Here is a 4,402-nt window from a genome sequence, read left to right on the forward strand (position 1 = left end):
ATAACATTTATATTCAAAATTTCTCTGCTTAGGATAGTTTATAATTCCTTTTTTATCTATTCCTAACCTTTTTAAATAATAAAGGTAATATAAAATTTGCATTTTATCAGCTTGTTTCATTTTATCGGAATATTTTACTTCCATAACGTTAAAACTATCTACAATATCTATTGATATAAGGTTGTCAATCATAACTTCTTTTGAATTTAGATTTTTATAACTTTCTTGGTGTAGAAGCAATCCTAATGCTACTTTTTCAGATTTATCTTCCATCGTTATCCTTCTATCAAAAAGCCATAACTTACGTTTACAAACATAGTAGTAATTAACTTTTATACCATTTACCTTAAGCTCTTCAAAGTTGATTTCCATTTACAATATCTCCATAAGTTCCTTATCTTGATTTATATATAGACCAAGTTCTTCTGTATAATCGAAGTTTACTGTAAATATTCTATGTTTTAATTTGTTTGGTGTTATTTCTGTTGGATATGTATTTTTTAGTTTATAGAATGGTATACTTAAAGTATAGTTGTTTAATGTGTAAAGTGCTTCTATCTTTTCTTTGTAACTTGTAGTCTTACTTACAGCTATTTCTATTGATTTTTCAATATCTTCAAGATTTTCATTGTAAATTTTTTCCGGAATAACATTTATATTCAAAATTTCTCTAAAAAGTTTTTGAGCTTCCCCTTTTGTATCAGCTTCAAATCCGTACTCTAAAAGTTCCATATTCTTTTTAAATTTTTCATAAAATTTAGTATTTTTTATATTATTTAAGTTATAAACATTTTCCACCAAATGTTGTTTAGATTCATCCTTTAAAATTCTACCATCAAAACATTTCAAAGCATCTAATGTTAAAGTAACAATCTCTTTGTTGTAAATTTTTCCGTTGTCTGACTGGCTTTGTGTAGCAACTATAATGTTTGGACAGTCTTTTTGAGAAATTGTTCTTCCTAATTTTCTGTAAACTCTTCCCATCCGCTGAATTAAAGAGTCCAAAGTAGCCACTTCCGTAAAAAGAATATCGTAATCTATATCTAAAGATGCTTCTACTATTTGTGTAGATATCCATACTACTGGTCCAGTTGAACTTTTTATAGCTTCCTCTTTAAGTTTTCTATCTTTTTGAATAAATAATGAATGAAGAAGATTAACGTTAGGAATTTGCTCTTTAAGTATTTTAAAGATTTCCTGAGATTTTTTAACAGTATTTGTAATAACTAAGACCTTTTTTCCATGATTGTAATTTTCTATGATTTGGTCAATCATATCTTCTATGGGCTTTTCTTCCAACTTTATTTTATGTTTTGATTCATCATTAAATACCGGTTCTAATTCTTCTGCATAGTCTTTTAGATAATCTTTAATAAATGGGTGGACGGTAGCACTCATTAAACAAAATTTTCCCCCATAATAGGCAATTTCTTGGAGACCTTTTATTATTACCGCAAGAGTATCCGGAGAGTAACTTTGAGGTTCATCTAAAACTATTTTTGAATACATCAAAGTTCCATAAATTTTTTCATATCCTGGATACTTAAAAACTGATGTAAATATCTGGTCTGCTGTTGTGACTGTTATCGGCATCGACAAATGTCTTGTTGCATATGTTCTTACAATGTGATTTTCAAAAGAGAGTATATCATCAATTTTTTCACTTTCTTCAATTCCATAAAATATAGAATCACCGTGTAGTAGCCCTACATGTTCTTCAGAAAATATATCTACAAGTCTGTCATACATTGCATTTACTGAAACCTTAATTGGAAGTGTATAAAAGGCTTTGCTGTCACCAATCCAATTAACTGCAAATTCTGTTTTACCCATACCGGTAGATGCTGTAAGTATAATGTTTTTGTCTCTGAGATTTTTAGCATTTTCTTGAAAAGGTTTTAAACCTTTAAAATTGGGCTTTTTTTGTAAATATTGAAGAAGATTTCTTTCCGGATTTTTTATCTTTTCATTTTCAACTGGTAAACAAGCGGACGCGGAATGGTCAAGTCTATGTAACAATCCTTTTAGTAGGATGAACTCTTTCTTTTTCTTTAACTTTAAATTTTTATCTATAAAATCCTTAATATTTTGATATACGAAAGAAGGAGCTTCTTCATTTATAGAACAGATGTTAACGTTATACTTTCCTTGTATCCAAACTAAATGCTCAACCTTTGGTTTTATATCTTTCTCAAAAACTTCCTTAAAGTATTCTTCCGTAAAATCAACCTTTCTGTTGTGATGGAACAAAACAGAAAAGAGAACCATCTCAAATAGTTCATCATTTTCATTTAATAGTCCATAGATATAATCGTTATACAAAAAACATCCGGATAAATAGTTATGAGGAATTTCTTTTTCTAATCCTTCCGGAATTTTTACATCCTCTTTTAAATACTTTAGTATCTTTTTTTGAAAAAAAGAAGATATTTTACCCAAATCATGGAATAAACAGGACAATTCCAAAGCTTTCCAAAATTTACTGTCAATATTAAGTCTTTCTAATTCTGATTGGTAATGCTTTTTCAATGTGCTGATTTCTTTTAACAGATTTTCAGTGTGAGATTCAAGAGTTTCCAAAACAGGTTCACCATCTTTAAAGTAAACTTTGGCAAAAAAGTTTCTATCAGACACCCGTATCTCCAAGTAATTCAATAATTCTTTTATCTTCAGTATCAAATAGAAATTTACCTTTTTTAATTAAGCCGTTATCAACATAAACAACATCTATCTTTTCAAAATACCTTAACTGAGTAGTTTTTAAAAGCTCACCATCGTATTTAAAGTTCATTCGATAGTTGATTCCACCAATTCCTAAATCTTTAGCTGTTTCTTTACTAATGTAAATTCCTTCTTTTATCTTGTATGGATTAAATATTGAAAAATCTTTATAATCAACTTCAATAAAATCAATATAATCTATTCTAATCAAATCTTCTCTTCTTCCTAACCAAGGAAATTCAACCTTTAAAAGGTTTTCTCTGAATCTTTCCATATACTCTTCATTGGCTTTTATGTATATCGTTAAGTTTACATTGAAAATGTTTGCTACATAAGTTGGAGATTTAGAAAATACCTTGTTAAACCCTTCAAGAACTATTTTTTTACCTTCTTCTTCCTTTCTCTTTCTATCGAATTTTATAATGGTTTGTAAATCATAAACAATACTATCAAATTTACCTTGGATACTCATTGCAATGGGAATATACTTGTCAGCACCTAATACAGTGTGAAACCACCCTCTGATGGTGGACAGTGGAGGCAATGGATAGCTATCCCAGAAATTATAACTCATAGGTTTTCTATAGTTAGCAAAAAGTTGATAAGCTTTTATCTTAAGCAGTTTCACATTTAACCCCGTAGTATTGATTTACTTTTAGTTTTAAATTTTCAAAAAATTCATTTACATTTAAAACTTGGTAATTGCTCATTATATTCCACCCTTAATAATCTCCAAAATTCTATCAAATAAATCCTTATCTCTATTATTATACCTGAATTCAAGTTCCTTTAGATAATATGGAAAATTAGCGGGCGATAACCCATGATACTTTAACAACTTACCCTTTGCATAACTCCAAAAACCTTCTATGCCATTTATATAAACCTTACCGTTTGCAAACCTTTTACTATGGTCTATTCTTTCATGTCTGAACCCATAAACAACAAGTCCATCATAGCTTTTGAATTTATCCGTGTATATCAAGCTCCCTCTTTTAACCTTTTTAATAGTCTCCTTTAACAGTGTCTCTGCTTTTACATCCTCAACTATTTCTACTTTTACTTTACCACCTCTTTCAAGAATGCCAAAGACTGGTATCTTATTTTGAGAGCCTCTTCCTCTTTTACCCTTCCTTTTACCTCCAAAATAGCTTTCATCCATTTCTACCTCTCCAGCAAGGATGTCGTCCTCTGAGGTGTTTTTGTATATATACTTCCTGATTAGCATAAAGACCTTATGGGTTGTGTTATAAGAGAGGTTTAGCTCCTTAGTAGCTTTCAGCACAGATACTTCAAGCTCAAAAAGTTTAATAGCAAGGACAAATTTAATGAAAGGAATTTTTAAGTTTTCAAGTACGCTATCTTTTCTGACGCTCCACTCTCTTTTGCATTTGAAACATTTAAAAGAGTTCCTTCTGACCTTACCAAAGTGGGGGTTACCACAATATGGGCATTCTGTAAAGGATTTTAGAATACCTCTTTCTCTTAAGAACACTTCTGCTTCTTGTTCACTTGCGCATACTTTTGATAAAGTTAGCAAATCCATCTGCCACCTCAAAATTTATTATTTATTATATAGAGGTGGAATATTTTAAGCAATCGCCTTAAAAAATTAAATCTTACAAACATTGCACAAATTTTCAGCAACTTTATTTTTATGCATTTTATAAAAATTTAAGTT

At 29.6% G+C, this 4,402-nt stretch carries 4 protein-coding genes; all 4 read right to left on the reverse strand.

Going from position 1 to position 4,402, the window contains the following annotated elements:
* Positions 1-372: Dna2/Cas4 domain-containing protein (locus NE054_RS07140; protein WP_297890154.1), on the reverse strand; the 372-nt coding region annotated here is incomplete at its 3' end.
* Positions 373-2,634 (reverse strand): CRISPR-associated helicase Cas3', encoded by a 2,262-nt coding sequence (gene cas3 / locus NE054_RS07145; RefSeq protein ID WP_297890156.1) that lies wholly within the window; start codon positions 2,632-2,634, stop codon positions 373-375.
* On the reverse strand, positions 2,627-3,349 hold the full coding sequence (gene cas5b, locus NE054_RS07150) for a type I-B CRISPR-associated protein Cas5b (RefSeq protein WP_297890158.1): 723 nt from the start codon (positions 3,347-3,349) through the stop codon (positions 2,627-2,629). The genes cas3 and cas5b overlap by 8 nt, the downstream gene beginning before the upstream one ends.
* Positions 3,350-3,430: 81 nt before the next feature.
* Positions 3,431-4,267, reverse strand: a complete 837-nt coding sequence (locus NE054_RS07155) for an IS1595 family transposase (protein ID WP_297890160.1) — start codon at positions 4,265-4,267, stop codon at positions 3,431-3,433.
* Positions 4,268-4,402 lie beyond the last annotated feature (135 nt).

The organism is Sulfurihydrogenibium sp. (assembly GCF_027448985.1).
Classification (GTDB): Bacteria; Aquificota; Aquificia; order Aquificales; family Hydrogenothermaceae; genus Sulfurihydrogenibium.